Origin of the sequence: Archangium minus (assembly GCF_044360475.1) — a bacterium.
Taxonomy (GTDB): domain Bacteria; phylum Myxococcota; class Myxococcia; order Myxococcales; family Myxococcaceae; genus Archangium; species Archangium minus.
Map to the genome: position 1 here is coordinate 5,074,897 of NZ_CP043494.1, position 14,043 is coordinate 5,088,939.

The following is a 14,043-nucleotide window of genomic DNA, read 5'->3' on the forward strand; positions in this document are numbered from 1 at the left end:
GAAGGTAGGGAGGTAGACTCCATGGCGCAGGTTCACCCCACTGCGGTGGTCCACCCCGGTGCTCGTCTCCACGAGACGGTGGAGGTAGGCCCCTACGCCATCATCGGCGAGAAGGTGACGCTGGGCGAGGGGACTCGAGTGGGTCCCCACGTCGTCATCGACGGGCGCACCACGCTGGGTGCGCGCAACCGCATCTTCCCCTTCGCGTCGGTGGGCGGTGCCCCGCAGGACCTGAAGTACGCGGGCGAGGACACCGAGCTCATCATCGGTGACGGCAACACCATCCGCGAGTCGTGCACGCTCAACATCGGCACGGCCGGCGGCGGTGGCGTGACGCGGGTGGGCAACAACAACCTCTTCATGGCTTATAGCCACGTGGCCCACGACTGCGTGGTGGGCAATGGCTGCATCGTCGCCAACAGCGTGGCGCTGGCCGGGCACGTGTACCTGGAGGACTTCGTCATCCTCGGAGGCCTGTCCGCGGTGCACCAGTTCACCCGTCTGGGCAAGCACGCGTTCATCGCGGGCGGGTCCATGGTGACGATGGACGTGGCCCCGTACTGCACGGCGCAGGGAGACCGGGCGGAACTGGCCGGCCTCAACGTGGTGGGCCTGCAGCGGCACGGCTTTTCCGAGGAGCAGATTGGTCGCATCAAGGAGGCCTACAAGATCCTCTTCCGCTCGAAGCTGCAGCTGGCGGAGGCCATCTCCCAGCTGAAGACGGAGATGGGTGGCCACTCGGAGATCGAGTACCTGTTGAACTTCGTCAGCCAGAGCAAGCGCGGGCTGACGCGCTGACGCGACCGTGGAGCCCATTGGCCTCATCGCGGGCAACGGACTGTTGCCCTTCTTGTTCGCGAGCGCGGCCCGGGAGCAGGGGCTGCGGGTGGTGGCGGTGGCGCACCGCAACGAGGCGGATCCGGCCCTGGAGACCGAGGTCGCCGAGCTGACGTGGGTGCGGTTGGGGCAGGTGGACCGCATCGTCCGTGCCTTCAAGAAGGCGGGAGTGAAGCGGGCGGCGATGGCCGGAGGCATCGGCCGGGTGCGAGCGCTGACGGACGCCCGGCCGGACCTGGGCGCGCTGCGTATCATCTCGCGCCTGCGCAGCTTCCGGGATGACACCCTGCTGCGCGCGGTGGCGGACTACTTCGAGTCGCACGGCATCACCATCGTGGCGCCCACGGACTGGCTGGCGCAGGCGCTGTGCCCCGAGGGGCACCTGGCGGGCCCTCGGCTCCATCCCACGCAGGAGAAGGACGTGGCACTGGGGCGGGAGGTGGCCACGCTGCTGGGCCAGGCGGACGTGGGGCAGACCGTCGTGGTACGCAACGGCCACGTGCTGGCGCTGGAGGCGGTGGAGGGCACGGACGAGGCCATCCGCCGGGGCGGGAAGTACGGCGGGGAGGGGGCCGTGGTAGTGAAGCGCTGCAAGCCAGGCCAGGACCTGCGGTTCGATCTGCCCGCAGTGGGCCCTCGCACCTTGGTGGTGATGCAGGAGGTGGGGGCGAAGGTGCTGGCGCTGGAAGCGGGAAAGACGGTGCTGCTGGACGCTCCGGAGCTCTTCCGGGGGGCCGAGAAGGCGGGCATCACCCTCGTTGGCATTCCCTGAGTTGCCCACTCAAGACGAGGGCTCCATTCCCGCTCTCCCGATCCATGGACGGGGAGAGGGGAGTGGAGCCCGTGTTGCTGTCAATGCGTCGTCAGCCCACGATTCCTGTCACTGAACCTCAGGATCCGCGCAGTTCTCCTCGCAGTGGGCGCTGTTTCCGTAGACGTGGAAGTCCGTACCCCAGGTGTTGTAGTCGCAGGTGTACTTCGTTCGGCGATAAAGGTTATTGCCGATGGATTCCGTGTAATAGAAGACGCCCGCGTCCCAGAACACGTCACAGGTCGTGTTCCTGCACGACATGTAGATTGTCTCGTTCGGCGCGAGATAGCCGTTGATGATCACGGTATTCGTGCCCTGGTAGGCCCTGCAACTCGCCGTGTCGTTCTCGTTGCTGTGGTTCTGCACCTTGTAGTTGGAGTTGCCCGCAGTGGCCTGGGCCTGCACGCCACCGGAGGTCGGCTGCACGAGGTTCACGCGCAGCTCCCCTTTCTCTCGTACGAAGTAGATGGGGCGGGGGATTTCCTTGCCCTCGTACTGGAAGCTGACGGCCAACACGTCCGCATTGCCGGTGCTCTCCACCCGGGTGGCGCGTAGGCCGTTCGCGAAGGAGTCGTGCTCGCCCACGCTCTTGATGAGCTTGGACCGCTCACGCTTGATGAACGTGCCGAGCGCGTCGGTCATCTCACCCGTAGCTTCCGCGCGCTCGAACTTCTCCAACCACTCGGACGACAGCAGCGAGAGCACCGTCTCTCGGTCTTGCTTCACGAGCGCGTTGGTGAAGCGCACCAGAGTGGCCTGCGCCAGCGCTGCATCATCCGTGTTCTGAGCCGTCACGGTATTGGAGGGCTGCTGTTCAGTCTTGCCCTCGTTCTGCGTGGGCCCGCAGCCCGTGGCGAGAAGCACCCCGACCGCGAATCCCATGAACGTGTAACTCATTCGACCACTGCGAATCATTGTTCCCCCTAGGCAACGAGCAACGAGCAACGAGCAACGAGCTTGTTTGGCTCGTTGCGCGGAATCTCATGCCTGATGTTGTCTTTCAAGCAGTACTTGTTGTGTTGGAAAATTCTGGAATCAATGCTGTGCATGCCAGGAATTCTCATGTTCCATGTAAATCATTATCAGAGAGTAGCGTTGGTGCGGCTCGATGCCAGGGGCGTTGAAGAGCGCATGCGAGATGAATGAGAAACAAGAAAGCGAGTGTCGCTCTGTTTGGCAATTCCTAAGAGGCTGTTGAAGTGGGCGGGCTTGACCGGGAGAGGCGTCTGTCTAAGGACTCGCTGGTCCAGTTCAACCTCCTCCAAGTTGGTGCTTCCTCTCAGTGGCCCTCCTGCCTGCTTCCTCGCCCTCCTGGGGAATGCGAGGCGGCGGTTCGGCACGGAGCGCGTTTGTGTGGAATGCTCGCCCCCTAGAGGCCTGTTCCGGACACTGGTTCGGGATCCAACCTGGCTTCGCATTGCACGAGCCGCGCGCCTCGGACAGGTTGCGTGTCGATCTGGAGGACTTCACCCCGCATGAACGGACGTCTGCTGCTGCTGTGCCTCACCCTGTCTCCTCTCTGCGCGCTCGCGGATGCGGTGCGCGTGTCGCTCCAGCCCCAGGCCGCGGTGGGCAAGGGGCTGCCCTCCCTCCAGGTGCATATCGAGGAGCCCATCGCTGGCTTCGAGGTGAAGCTGAAGCGGGGTGATGGCAAGGAGGTCCGGGTGAAGGGCGGCGGCGAGCCGGGCGTGACGCGCACCGTCCAACTGGAGCAGCCCGAGGGCCGCTTCCACTACGAGGGCGAGCTGGTGGTGCGCTTCCCGGACGCGGAGGAGGCGTCGATGCCGCTGTCCTTCGACGCGGAGCTGGTGGGCCCGCTGAAGCTGACGGTGGTCCCCGAGGACGTGGACGTGCAGGGGCGCAAGCTGCGCTTCACGCTGTCGCGGCCCGCGTCGCGCGCGGAGGTGACGGTGCTCATGGACACCGGCAAGAAGGCCTTCGAGGGGGAGGTGCCCTTCGAGGGCGCGCCCGCGGGCAAGCCGCTGGAGGTGACGTGGCCGGAGGCAGAGGGCCGGGTGCTGCGCATCTCGCTCAAGGCCTTTGACACCTCCAACTTCTACACGGCCGTGGACCTCTTCCCGTGGCGGGTGGACATCCCGCATGAGGAGGTCAACTTCCCCTCGGGCAGCGCGGAGGTGCCGGTCGCCGAGCGGCGGAAGCTGGACGCCAGCCAGGCGCTCATCGCCGACGCGGTGAAGCGCTACGGCCGCTTCGCGGAGCTGCGCCTCTACATCCTCGGGCACACCGACACGGTGGGGGACACGGCCTCCAACCGCGAGCTGTCCCTCAAGCGCGCCCGCAGCATCGCGGCGTACCTGCGCAAGAAGGGCCTGAAGCTGCCCATCTTCTACGAGGGCTTCGGCGAGCAGTCCCCGCTCGAGGCCACCCCGGACGAGACGGACGCGGCCGCCAACCGGCGCGCCGAATACATCCTGGCCGTGGAGCCGCCGGCCCTGTCCTCAACCCCCTTCCCGCCGCAGTGGCGGAAGCTGTGATGCACCCCCTCAAGGAGAACCGACGGATGAAGCGACTTGTGCTGCCTGCCCTGTTCGCCCTCGCTGCCACCGGCTGTATGCACTCGGCCGCGGCCCGCATCGAACCGGCGGAAGAAGCTGGCAAGTGCGAGTTGGTCCAGACGCTCATGCGCGAGCGGGTGGCGCAGCAACTCCTGACCGATCTGATGGCGGACGGGCGCGACGGGCCCTCGCAGGTGCTCGTCTTCGTGCGCCGGCCCGAGGAGGCCATGCTGGAGCGCCTCTTCGTCGGCGGGGAGCCCGAGTGCGGTGGGCCCAACTACAAGGTGGTGCAGGGCATCACCCAGGACGCGGTGGTGTTCTTCCTCCAGCCGCGGGGTGATGGCTACATCTACGACGCGCAGCGCGCCGCCCCGGACGAGCTGTCGCTGGGGGGCGAGGCCAAGGGCGCGGTGACGAAGAGCAACGGCGTCTGGGTGGCCTCCAGCATCTGAGACACCGCGGCGGGCTCTTCCTTCTCGCGGAGCAGATCCTTGCCTCCGTCCGCGATGAACTGCACCGCGATGGCCGCGAGGATGAGCCCCATGACGCGCTCGAGGATGGCCACGCCGGACTGCTTGAGCACGCGCTGCACGAAGCCGGCGGCGCGCAGCACGAAGTAGCTCGTCAAGAAGGTGATGACGATGGCCACCAGCACGGGCACGGCGGAGAGCAGATCCTCTCCGCCGCGGGCCATCAGCACCATGGCGGTAGCGATGGCTCCGGGGCCCGCCAGGAGCGGCATCGCCAGGGGCACCAGGGCCACGTCCTCTTTGCCCACGCTCTCCTGCGTCTCGGACGGAGTGGTGCGCGTCTCCGAGGGTCGCGCGCGCAGCATGTCCAGCGCGGTGATGAGCAGCAGGATGCCTCCCGCCACTCGGAAGGCGCCCAGCGAGATGCCAAACACCTTGAAGATGACTCCGCCGAAGATGGCGAAGAAGAGCATCAGCGCGCAGGCCACCATGCACGCGCGCCGGGCCGTGCTGCGGATCTTCTCCTCCGAGTCCCCTGACGTCAGCGCCAGGAAGATGGGCACCAGGCCCACCGGATCCACCACGAAGAGGACCGCCGGGAGCGAGACGAGGAACAGAGACAGCTGCTCAGCCATATGCCCCCCTACACCGAGAGGCGCAGCTTCCACACCATCGTCAGCGCCTCGAGGAAGATCTTCCGGCTCATCTTGGACTGCCCGACGCGGCGGTCCTCGAAGATGATGGGAACCTCCCTCACCGTGAAGCCCTTCTTGAGGGTGCGGTAGGTGAGCTCAATCTGGAAGGCGTAGCCCGTGCTCTTGACGGCCTCCAGGTCAATGGACTCGAGCACTCGGCGGTGGAAGCACTTGAAGCCTCCGGTGAGATCTCGGGTGCCCACGCCGAGGATGCTGCGCGCGTAGAGCGAGCCACCCCGGCTGAGGATCTTCCGGCCCACGCCCCAGTTCACGGTGCCACCACCGCTCACGTAGCGCGAGCCCAGCACCAGATCTGCGCCGCCCTGCGCCGTGTCCAGCAGCGTGGGCAGGTAGCGCGGATCATGGCTGAAGTCCGCGTCCATCTCGATGACGTACGTGTAGCCCGCATCGAGCGCCACGCGGAACGCATGCAGGTAGGCACGTCCCAGGCCCTGCTTCTTCTCGCGGTGCAGGACGCGGATGCGCGGCTCCTTCGCCGCCAGCTCATCCGCCAGCTTCCCCGTCCCATCCGGGGAGTTGTCGTCGACGACGAGGATGTCCACACGGGGATCAGCTGCGAGCACCGCTCGGGTGATGGGCTCGAGGTTGTCCCGCTCGTTGTAGGTGGGGATGCAGACCAGCGCTGGATTCATTGCGCGGCCGGACATAGCAGAGCGGCGGGGAGTCCGCTCCTAGACTTTCGCGGCGGGAGGCACCAGCTCCAGAACCGACTCGGCTGCTCGGCTGGCGGCCCCAGCCTCCCCGAGCCGCGTGCGTACCTCCTCCAACCCCTGCAGCATCTCCTCGCGGGGTGTGCCCGGCACCCACAGGCGGCGGATCTCCCCGGCGATACGCTCGGGCGTCATGTCGCCCTGGAGCAGCTCGGGGACGACGCGGCGACCGGCCAGCAGATTGACGAGCGCCACGTGGGCCACCTTCAACATCATCCGCCCCACGAGGTACGTGACGAGCGAGACGCGGTACACCACCACAAAGGGGCGCTGCATCAGCCCCGCCTCCAGGGCCGCCGTCCCCGAAGCCACGATGGCCGCGTCGCTGGCACCCACCACCTCGGGGGCTCGGCCCTCCACCAGCACGGGTTGGACGCCGCTGCCCTCGAAACGGGAGACAATCTCCTCGCGCGGGATGGTGGGGGCGACCGGTACCACCACCTGAAGCCCGGGGCGCTCGGCCACCAGCTGCTTCGCCGCGCCCACCATGGCCGGGAGGATGCGGCGGATTTCACTCATCCGGCTGCCTGGAAGCAGGGCGAGCGTGGGCGTCTCCGCGGGCAGCCCGAGCTTCTGGCGGAAGGCGGTGGTGCTGGCGGGGGAGGGCATCTGCTCCACCACGGGGCTGCCCACGTAGCGGGCGGCGACACCGGCCTCTCGGTAGAAGTCCTCCTCGAAGGGGAGGATGCAAAGCATCCGGTCCACCAGCTTGGCGATCGTCTTCACTCGGCCCCGGCGCCAGGCCCAGATCATCGGCGAGACGTAGTAGGCCACGGGGATGCCGAGCTTCTTGAGCCGGGCGGCGAGCCGCAGGTTGAAGTCGGGAATGTCCACGAGGATGGCGCAGGCCGGGCGGCGCTCGGCGGCGGCGCGGGCCAGCCCTCCCATCACCTGCAGGATGCGTGGAATCTTGGGCAGCACCTCGGTGATGCCCATGACGTTGACCTCGTGGGCGCCGTAGAGCAGCTCCACGCCCTGGGCGGCGAGGCGCGAGCCCCCCATTCCGAAGAAGGTGAGGTCCGGGCGGCGGGCCTTGAGGGCGGCGACGAGCTCGGCGGCGTGGGCGTCTCCGGACGCCTCGCCCGCCACAACGAGAATCTGGGGAGATGGGGACATGAGAAGCGGCGCGCATCCTACCTGAAGCGCTGCTCGCGAGATCCACGCGAGATCCTGATTTCTCACTGCCTCATGATTGAAGAATTCCTCGTGAGGTGAAGAGGCGCATGCCTTCCGTCCTGGTGACGAAGCAATTCAGGCCCCCCTGTCGACATCCTGGCCCGGAAGTGGAAACTTCCGCCCTAGCAATCCCGATAACCTCCTTGAGGGCCGGGTATCGAGGGGGACGACGCGTGCGCCAGGACAGCCAAATGGCTGAGCAGAAGAATCAGGCTGCGGAGTACTGGGAGCGTGACTTCGCGCGGCGGATCGCCTTGATGCGCCCGAGTGACACCGCACGGGGCGTGTTCTGCATCGGCTTGTTGCGAGCCGTGGGCGAGCTCGGGGACGGGGTGATGGCGAGCCGTTGCCTGGCGGCCAGTGGCGAGAAGGAGTTCGTGGAGTTCTTCAACTACCCCATGGCCTCCTACCTCCGGATGGTCGCTACCGCGATCCGGCTGCTGGCGGTGGAGCACGGCAGCTTCGACGAGGCGCTGCGGCAGCTTGGGCGCAGGGCGGCGAGGGACTTCCGTGAATCCAAGGCCGGCAAGGCCATGGGCGTGATGCACGGGGGAGATGCCCGGAGGCTGCTGGACTCTCTGCCCATCGTGTACCGGGTCTCGTTGAGCTTCGGCGAGTTCGATTTGTCATGGGTGGGGCCAGGGCGCGCCCGCTTCTCCCTGAAGAACACCTTCATGCCCTTCCCGTTCCACGAGGGGACGCTGCTGGAGCTGCTCGAGAAGATGCCCGTCCAGCGGGTGACGGTGCTCGGCCGCCAGACGGATGTGCTCGACAGCGAGTACGACATCTCCTGGGAGTGATGCCGTCACGAAGCAGGCAGCTCGTCCAGCGAGAGCACCATGCAGACGCGGCTCTCGGGCGGAAATCCCGCTCGGGTCTCGTGCTCGCGAAGGGCACGTAGACCGGGACCCACCTCGTCGTTGCGCATCACGCGAAAGCCCCAGCGCTCGTAGTTGGGGGCGTTCCATGCGATGTCCCGGAAGGTGATGAGCGTCATCGCTCGGTAGCCCTGCTCGCGCGCCTGACGCTTCAGCACCTCGAAGAGGGCCCGGCCCAGTCCCTGTCGCGCGTGGGCCGGGTGCACGTCGATCTCCGCGAGGTACGCCGTGCCATCCACCTCCTTGCAGAGCGCGAAGGCCGCGAGCCCTCCCTCCGCTGAAACAGCCACCCATGCGCCACCGTGCCGCTGGTACTCGCGCAGCTGTTCAAGCGTCTGGGTCTCCGCGTCGGTGATGAAGGAGTGTACCGACTGGCGGAATTGCTGGGCGGCGAGGTGCTCGAGCTCCGGCATCGCCGCGAGCTCCTCGGGCCGAGCCCGCCGCAGGGTGTAGCCGCGCCAGGTGGTTTCTCCCTCCAGCTCACGCTTGTACATCCTCGCGCTTGTACATCAGTCGCTTGGCTCCTTGCCCTCATACTCGGGGGAGGTGCGCTCCTCGGGGTGCTTCGGCTGCTCGCTCTCTCCAGCACGTCGCTGGAGCTCCTGCTTGGCCTCCTCGAAGTCCTGTTGTGAATCATCTCGAGCGGGTGGTTTTCCCTCTCTGTCGAAGACGTCCGATCTCTCCTGGCCCATGGGGCACCTCCTTCGCCAAGGTGGGGACGCCCGGGTGCCGGTTTCAAGGCGGCCGGACGCCTGGACGGCGGAGGGCCCGCGGTGGTTTCCCTGAACTCTTTCACTGGGAGAGCGCTCCGCTTCTCTCTGGGCAGCCAGGGAGGTGGGCCTCTTTGGGCGGAAGCCGGGGACCGCGAGCGGGGAGACGTGGATACCCACTGAAGCGAGCGGGCCGAATGTGTACACTCGCCGGCCCTTGAAGACGCTTCTTCTGGCCGAGAGCCATCCGCCCACTCTGGAGCACCTCACCGGGTTGTTGTCTCAAGCCGGGTACACCGTGCGAGCGGTGAGCGACCCCGGTTCGGCAATGGAGCACTTCGTCGCCGACAACCCGGACCTGGTGGTGGTGTCCGTGGATCTGCCGCGCCTGCAGGGAGCCCACGTGGGGCACCTCATCCGCAACCACAGCATGGGCGCGCGAGTGCCCATCGTGGCCATCGACAAGGGCCACCTGGGCCGGGCGCGCGGGGTGGCGTCGGTGTTGGATCTCAAGGTGAATGCCTACGTGGCGGACCCGCTCAAGCCGGGCGAGCTGGTGGGCAAGCTGCAATCGCTGGTCGCCGGCGCCGCGCAGAACGAGACCCCGCTCAAGGGTGTGCGGGCGATGCTGGCCCGACCGGCGGTGGTCAGCGGCGATCTCAAGGGCTTCCCGCTGCCGGCGTTGCTGGTGTCGCTGTACCGGGTGCGCCGCGATGGCGTGCTGGTGGTGGCCTACAAGGATCTCACGCGGCGGGTCTTCTTCGCCCGCGGCGGCGCGGTGAACTACGACTCGAGCGCGCGGCAGGACGCGCTGCCCCACTACCTGCTGCAGCGCCAGGTGGTGACCGAGGCTCAGGCGGAGCGGCTGGTGCAGGCGCTGAGCTCGGGGCTGCGCATTGGCGCCGCGCTGGCGGAGTCTGGGGTGGAGGCGGCGGGCGAGGAGCTGCTGCAACTGTTGCGCGACTACACGCAGGATCGGCTGGCGCAGGTCATCGGCATGCGCGAGGGCCGTTATGCCTTCTACCCCGGCGAGGAGTTCCAGGCCGAGGTGGCCACGGTGGAGACGCCCGCGCTGGCGCCGATCCTCGATGGAGCGCGGCGGGCCATTCCGCTCAAGGTGCTGGCCGCTCCGTTACGCGCGCACCAGGCGGAGTTCCCGGTGCGCACGCCTGAGTTTGGCAGGGACCTGGGTGCGCTGGGTCTGAACACGGAGGACTTGAAGATCGTCATGCAGGTGAACGGGCGCATCGCGCTGCGGGACCTGCTGGCGCACGGGCGTGGGGACTTGCGGCGTGGGTACTCGCTGCTGTGGTTCCTCAAGCTGGCCGGCTGCATGAGCTTCTCTCCGACGCCCGTGGCGACCGGGCCGGGCGAGGTGGTGGCGGTGCCGGACGTCATTGCCCCGCGCAAGCGCAAGCCACTGGACGCGGAGACGGCGGCCAGCCTGCGCGACGGTGCGGTGAAGATCATCACCGGCAGCTACTTCCGGTGCCTGGGGCTGGACATCGCCGCGGACACCGAGGCCGTGGAGCGCGCCTACCACGAGCTCGCCACTCGCTTTCACCCGGACAGCTACGCCGAGTTCGACACCTCGGAGATGAAGGATCTGCTGGACTCGGTGCAGGAGAAGCTGTCGGCGGCGTACCGAGTGCTGTCGGTGGAGGAGAAGCGCAAGGCGTACCTCCAGTACCTGATGTCGCGCATGGACGTAGGGCGCGCCACCGCGGTGAACGTGGACGCGGAGATCATCCTCCGGCGCGGAGAGGCGGCGCTCAAGCGCAAGCAGTACCGATCGGCCCTCATCCACTTCGAGGAGGCGGTGACGCTCAACCCGCTGGAGCCCGAGTACTACTCATACCTGGCCTGGGCCACGTTCCTGGCCGGGACGGGGCCAAAGGAAGACCGGGCGAAGGCGGCGCAGAAGGTGCTTCGCAAGGCGCTCTCGCTCAACCCGTACTTGGAGCGAGCGCTCATCATCTCGGCCATCATCGACAGCGAAATGGATGACGCGTCCGTCGCGCGCAAGAAGCTGCTGAAGGTGCTCGAGCTCAATCCCAATGCCCAGCTCGCCAAGGCCGCGCTGCGCAAAGTAGGTCGGTGATGCACAAGTCGTTGTGGCGGTTGCTGGGTTACGCCCGGCCGCACGTGGGCATCCTGGTGGTGGCCTTCGTGTGCATGGCGGTGCTGGGGCTCGCCACGGGCGCCTATGCGTACCTGATGGGTCCAGCGCTGCGCTTCCTCCTGTCGGGCGGCGAGCAGGGCTTTGGTGGTGCGCAGCCGGTGCCGTGGTTGTCGAGCCTCCCTCGCGAGGCCGCGCTCTGGGGTTTCCCCGTGGTGGTGGTGACGGTGGGGCTGGTGAAGGGCGTGGGGTACCTGGGTCAGTTCTACTTCATGGGCCTCTTCGCCCAGAAGGTGGTGGCGGACCTGCGGCGGGCGCTCTTCGTCCGTCTCTCCTCGCTGTCACCGGCGCAGCTCGCGCGCGAGCGGATGGGAGATCTGCTCAGCCGCTTCTCCGCGGACGTGCAGGCGGTGGAGATGGCGGCCATGTACACCGTGGGCTCGTACCTGCGGGACTCGCTGCAGGTGGTGGTGCTGGCGGGGGTGGCGTTGTCCATCAGCCCGTTGATGGGTGGGTTGATGCTGTGCGTGCTGCCGCTGGCGGCGCTGCCGGCCTCGCGGCTGACACGCAAGGCGCTGCGGGGCACGCGCGAGGGCCAGGTGCAGTTGGGCCACCTCGCGGGGCAGATTCAGGAAGGACTGGGCGGGATGCGCACCATCCAGGCCTTCAACGGGCAGGCGGCGGAGCTGGCGCGCTTCTCGGCGCACGCGCGGGCCCATGAGGAGGCCCTGGTGCGGGCGGCGTGGGCGCGAGGCGGAGTGCCCGGGTTGATGGAAGTGCTGGCGGCGGCGGCTCTCGCGGGCTCGCTGGCCTACGCGGCGTCCACGCATGCGATGGAGCCTGAGTCCCTGCTGTCGTTCCTCACCGCGGTGATTCTTGTGTACCAGCCCATCAAGGACCTGGGGCGGGTGACGCAGTTCGCGATGCAGGCGGGCGCGGCGGGAGAGCGGCTCTTCGCGCTGTTGGACCTGCGCCACCCGGTGGAGGACGCGCCGGGAGCCACGGAGGCGCCGGCGCTGGAGCGAGGCATTCAGGTGGAGGGGGTTCGCTTTTCCTACGGGGAGCGGCGGGCGCTGGAGGAGCTGACGCTGGAGCTGCCGCTGGGGAAGGTGGTGGCGCTGGTGGGGCCGAGCGGTGGAGGCAAGAGCACGCTCACATACCTGCTGCTGCGCTTCGAGCGCCCCCAGGAGGGCCACCTGCGCTTCGACGGGGTGGACGTGGACCGGTACACGGCGGCGAGCGTGCGGGCGAAGTTCGCGCTGGTGACGCAGGAGCCGTTGCTCTTCTCGGGCAGTGTGCTGGAGAACCTGCGCTATGGGCGGCCGGACGCGACGCGCGAGGAGGTGGAGGCGGCGGCGCGGGTGGCGAACGCGGACGGCTTCATCCGGGCGCTGCCCGAGGGGTATGACACCCGGGTGGGCGAGCGCGGCGTGAAGCTGAGCGGAGGCCAGCGGCAGCGGCTGTGCATTGCGCGGGCGGTGCTGTCGCGTGCGCCGGTGCTGGTGCTGGACGAGGCGACGAGCAGCCTGGATCCGGAGAGCGAGCGCGAGGTGCAAGCGGCGCTCGCGGCGGTGTTGCCAGGAAGGACGGCGTTGGTGATCGCCCACCGGTTGTCGACGGTGGTGGACGCGGACGTCATCTGCGTGGTGGAGGCAGGACGCGTGGTGGAGCAAGGCAGCCACACGGAGCTGCTGAAGGCGGGAGGCCGTTACGCGGCGCTGTGGGCGCTGCAGACGTCGGGTACGGAGCGGGGTGCCGCGTGATGCCGTCGGAGCTGGCGGGCAAGCTGCTCCGGGCGCTGCTGGGGCTGGTGCTGCTGGTGCTGGGGATAGCGGGCTTCTTCACCCTCGCGGCCTCCTACGCCGATTACCCGGTGGTGCCCTCTCCGACAGAGGGGCCCGGGTGGGTGCGCGGAGCGTTCCATGTGCACACCACGCGCTCGGACGGGCGGGGGACAGTGGAAGAGGTGGCCGCGGCGGCGAATGCGGCGGGGTTGCACTTCGTGGTGCTCACGGACCACAACGATTTCGCACTGCGGGAGCCCACCTTCCTGGACGGGGTGCTGCTGGTGCCAGGCGTGGAGATTTCGACGGCGCATGGCCATCTCGTGGCGTTCGGAATGCAGCGCCCGCTGGAGGGGGTGCGGCCGTGGATGGATGGAGGGGAGGCCGAGGCGGCGGTGGGGCAGGCGGGTGGGGTGAGCGTGCTCGCGCACCCGGTGCAGGCGCGCAACCCCTGGCGCCACGAGGAGGCCGCGCGGCGGGCGGATGGCTTCGAGCTCTACTCCGCGGACACGTTCTTCCGGGACGCGCTACGCCACCCGCTCAGCCGGCTGCTGCCCGCGGTGGGAGCGTCTTTCAGCAATCCGGTGCACGGGGTGATGCTGCTCGTCGAGCCGGGGCCGGAACCCATGGCGCGGTTGTTGGAACTCGAGCGGGAGAAGCCGCGGGTGGCGCTGTGCTCACACGACGCGCACGGGCTGCCGCGCTACGAGGACGTCTTCCGGGCCTTGGCGGTGTACCTGCCGGACGTGCCGGAACTCCCGGGGGACGCACGGGCCGCGGCGGAGCGGGTGGTGAAGGGGCTCGCGAGCGGCGGAGCAGTATGTGCCTTCCGGGCGTTGGGAGAACCCGAGGGCTTCGCACTGGAAGGCCTGTCGACGGGGAGCCGGGAGGCTCACGTAGGCGATGTGCTCACTGTGCGCCTGCCGCCACAGGCAGGAGAGCAGGTTCGAGTCGAGGTCCGAGGGGCGGGGCGACTAAGACCGGATGGCAGGACAGTGGAACTGGTGGAGGAAGGAGCGGTGCAGGTAGAGGCGTGGGTGCGAGCACCCGGAAGCTTCTTCGGCACACAGTGGCGTCCGTGGCTCGTCCCAAGCCCGATACGGATCCTACGGAAAACCGAATCCCACTGAGTCCCACCCCCTCTCCCTCTGGGAGAGGGAAAGGGTGAGGGTATTGACTCCCCCAGGGTGCACATCTGCGTGCCCAAGGATTCGTCAATTTCGATGAATCCAAGAAAATAATGAATTAAAAGCCATCCTGACAAACAGGGTATCGGCGTGCTGTGGGATGGGGTGGCGCCGGCGGGGTAGGAGCCA

The 14,043-nt window shown here is 67.8% G+C and carries 13 protein-coding genes and 1 pseudogene; 8 read left to right on the forward strand and 6 right to left on the reverse strand.

The genetic code is table 11. The annotated features are described in order from the left end of the window. Positions 1 to 21: 21 nt before the first annotated feature. Positions 22 to 798, forward strand: coding sequence for an acyl-ACP--UDP-N-acetylglucosamine O-acyltransferase (gene lpxA, locus F0U60_RS21045; protein ID WP_395822637.1), 777 nt, complete (start codon positions 22 to 24; stop codon positions 796 to 798). A 7-nt stretch (positions 799 to 805) separates the two neighbouring features. Beyond that, on the forward strand, positions 806 to 1,609 hold the full coding sequence (locus tag F0U60_RS21050) for an LpxI family protein (protein WP_395822639.1): 804 nt from the start codon (positions 806 to 808) through the stop codon (positions 1,607 to 1,609). A gap of 108 nt (positions 1,610 to 1,717) precedes the next feature. Here the strand turns inward: F0U60_RS21050 and F0U60_RS21055 are convergent, their stop codons facing one another. Further along, entirely contained in the window at positions 1,718 to 2,530 is an 813-nt protein-coding gene (locus F0U60_RS21055) for a hypothetical protein (protein ID WP_395822641.1), read from the reverse strand. Positions 2,531 to 3,123: 593 nt separating this feature from the next. On the opposite strand from F0U60_RS21055, the gene F0U60_RS21060 reads away from it, so the two are divergent. Continuing rightward, complete coding sequence (locus F0U60_RS21060) at positions 3,124 to 4,143, forward strand: OmpA family protein (RefSeq protein ID WP_395822643.1); 1,020 nt, start codon at positions 3,124 to 3,126, stop codon at positions 4,141 to 4,143. A 26-nt stretch (positions 4,144 to 4,169) separates the two neighbouring features. Continuing rightward, positions 4,170 to 4,616 carry a hypothetical protein gene (locus F0U60_RS21065; RefSeq protein ID WP_395822645.1) on the forward strand — a complete coding sequence of 149 codons (447 nt, stop codon included), beginning with the start codon at positions 4,170 to 4,172 and terminating at the stop codon, positions 4,614 to 4,616. Between the two features lie 26 nt (positions 4,617 to 4,642). On the opposite strand, the pseudogene F0U60_RS21070 reads toward F0U60_RS21065, so the two are convergent. From F0U60_RS21070 to lpxB, 3 genes and pseudogenes are all read right to left on the reverse strand, one after another. Beyond that, positions 4,643 to 5,269 (reverse strand): annotated as a pseudogene (locus F0U60_RS21070) (MarC family protein); the annotation flags it as partial. Positions 5,270 to 5,277: 8 nt separating this feature from the next. Then, positions 5,278 to 5,982, reverse strand: a complete 705-nt coding sequence (locus F0U60_RS21075) for a polyprenol monophosphomannose synthase (RefSeq protein ID WP_395822647.1) — start codon at positions 5,980 to 5,982, stop codon at positions 5,278 to 5,280. Positions 5,983 to 6,021: 39 nt separating this feature from the next. Continuing rightward, entirely contained in the window at positions 6,022 to 7,176 is a 1,155-nt protein-coding gene (lpxB, locus tag F0U60_RS21080) for a lipid-A-disaccharide synthase (RefSeq protein WP_395822649.1), read from the reverse strand. A gap of 251 nt (positions 7,177 to 7,427) precedes the next feature. Between lpxB and F0U60_RS21085 the strand changes: the two genes are divergently transcribed. Next, on the forward strand, positions 7,428 to 8,036 hold the full coding sequence (locus tag F0U60_RS21085) for a TIGR02265 family protein (RefSeq protein ID WP_395822651.1): 609 nt from the start codon (positions 7,428 to 7,430) through the stop codon (positions 8,034 to 8,036). A 5-nt stretch (positions 8,037 to 8,041) separates the two neighbouring features. On the opposite strand, the gene F0U60_RS21090 is transcribed toward F0U60_RS21085, so the two are convergent. Both F0U60_RS21090 and F0U60_RS21095 read right to left on the reverse strand, forming a co-directional pair. Beyond that, the gene (locus F0U60_RS21090; protein WP_395822653.1) at positions 8,042 to 8,608 is read right to left on the reverse strand and encodes a GNAT family N-acetyltransferase; all 567 of its coding nucleotides are present in this window, start codon (positions 8,606 to 8,608) and stop codon (positions 8,042 to 8,044) included. A gap of 15 nt (positions 8,609 to 8,623) precedes the next feature. Continuing rightward, complete coding sequence (locus F0U60_RS21095; RefSeq protein ID WP_395822655.1) at positions 8,624 to 8,806, reverse strand: hypothetical protein; 183 nt, start codon at positions 8,804 to 8,806, stop codon at positions 8,624 to 8,626. A 235-nt stretch (positions 8,807 to 9,041) separates the two neighbouring features. Here F0U60_RS21095 and F0U60_RS21100 point away from each other — a divergent pair, with 235 nt between their 5' ends. Genes F0U60_RS21100 through F0U60_RS21110 form a run of 3 tightly spaced genes read left to right on the forward strand, consistent with a single transcriptional unit; the run spans position 9,042 to position 13,857 of the window. Continuing rightward, positions 9,042 to 10,925 (forward strand): DUF4388 domain-containing protein, encoded by a 1,884-nt coding sequence (locus tag F0U60_RS21100; RefSeq protein ID WP_395822657.1) that lies wholly within the window; start codon positions 9,042 to 9,044, stop codon positions 10,923 to 10,925. After that, a complete protein-coding gene (locus F0U60_RS21105; protein WP_395822659.1) occupies positions 10,925 to 12,706 on the forward strand; it encodes an ABC transporter ATP-binding protein in 1,782 nt (593 codons plus the stop codon). Before F0U60_RS21100 ends, F0U60_RS21105 begins: the two co-directional genes overlap by 1 nt. Then, positions 12,706 to 13,857, forward strand: coding sequence for a PHP domain-containing protein (locus F0U60_RS21110; RefSeq protein ID WP_395825350.1), 1,152 nt, complete (start codon positions 12,706 to 12,708; stop codon positions 13,855 to 13,857). The genes F0U60_RS21105 and F0U60_RS21110 overlap by 1 nt, the downstream gene beginning before the upstream one ends. Positions 13,858 to 14,043 lie beyond the last annotated feature (186 nt).

Excerpts from the sequence above, each read along its gene's own strand:
- lpxA (WP_395822637.1), top strand. The coding sequence starts at position 22 with ATGGCGCAGGTTCACCCCACTGCGGTGGTCCACCCCGGTGCTCGTCTC.
- F0U60_RS21055 (WP_395822641.1), bottom strand. The coding sequence starts at position 2,530 with ATGGGATTCGCGGTCGGGGTGCTTCTCGCCACGGGCTGCGGGCCCACG.
- F0U60_RS21060 (WP_395822643.1), top strand. The coding sequence starts at position 3,124 with ATGAACGGACGTCTGCTGCTGCTGTGCCTCACCCTGTCTCCTCTCTGC.
- F0U60_RS21065 (WP_395822645.1), top strand. The coding sequence starts at position 4,170 with ATGAAGCGACTTGTGCTGCCTGCCCTGTTCGCCCTCGCTGCCACCGGC.
- F0U60_RS21075 (WP_395822647.1), bottom strand. The coding sequence starts at position 5,982 with ATGAATCCAGCGCTGGTCTGCATCCCCACCTACAACGAGCGGGACAAC.
- lpxB (WP_395822649.1), bottom strand. The coding sequence starts at position 7,176 with ATGTCCCCATCTCCCCAGATTCTCGTTGTGGCGGGCGAGGCGTCCGGA.
- F0U60_RS21085 (WP_395822651.1), top strand. The coding sequence starts at position 7,428 with ATGGCTGAGCAGAAGAATCAGGCTGCGGAGTACTGGGAGCGTGACTTC.
- F0U60_RS21090 (WP_395822653.1), bottom strand. The coding sequence starts at position 8,608 with ATGTACAAGCGTGAGCTGGAGGGAGAAACCACCTGGCGCGGCTACACC.
- F0U60_RS21095 (WP_395822655.1), bottom strand. The coding sequence starts at position 8,806 with ATGGGCCAGGAGAGATCGGACGTCTTCGACAGAGAGGGAAAACCACCC.
- F0U60_RS21105 (WP_395822659.1), top strand. The coding sequence starts at position 10,925 with ATGCACAAGTCGTTGTGGCGGTTGCTGGGTTACGCCCGGCCGCACGTG.
- F0U60_RS21110 (WP_395825350.1), top strand. The coding sequence starts at position 12,706 with ATGCCGTCGGAGCTGGCGGGCAAGCTGCTCCGGGCGCTGCTGGGGCTG.